The sequence below is a fragment of the Stenotrophomonas maltophilia group sp. RNC7 genome, assembly GCF_030910085.1.
GTDB classification, from domain to species: Bacteria; Pseudomonadota; Gammaproteobacteria; order Xanthomonadales; family Xanthomonadaceae; genus Stenotrophomonas; species Stenotrophomonas sepilia.
The window spans coordinates 1-470 of record NZ_JAVFVN010000186.1 but is presented as its reverse complement, the minus strand read 5'-3'; the positions used below and the strand labels follow the sequence as shown (position 1 = coordinate 470).

1 protein-coding gene is annotated in these 470 nt (G+C 28.3%); it reads left to right on the top strand.

From position 1 onward, the window contains the following. Positions 1 to 55: 55 nt before the first annotated feature. On the top strand, positions 56 to 470 hold a 415-nt coding region (locus tag RCF13_RS02400; RefSeq protein WP_308140809.1), incomplete at its 3' end, for a helix-turn-helix domain-containing protein.

Genomic DNA, 470 nt, shown 5'->3' with positions numbered 1-470 from the left:
GAATTAAGGTTTATATTTATTTAATGGTGAAGTATAAAAGATTGAAGGTGTAATAATGCATTTTGATACTCGCGAAAAAATGTCAACTAAAGCAGCTGCTGAATTTTTAAATATAGCTGAATCAACGATTCATAAATATGTTCGAGAAGGTATTTTAAAACCTGTTTATGATGATTGGCAAAATGATGGAACAAGATTATTTTATACAGATGATATAGAAAAATTATCTGAAGAGTTAAAAAGACCACCAGGTATAACAGTACAAGAGCTTGCCAAAAGACTGAAAGTATCAGCTAGTCAAATAAAGAAACATATAACCACAGGGCATCTATATGCGACAAAACAGTTATATAAAGGGAAAGAGACTTATTTTATAAATGAAGAGGATATAATAAACTTCCTGGAAAAAACAGAATTAAAAACAAAAGATAAGAAAAAGTATTCTCTGTTAATAAATGAGCAAGAATATT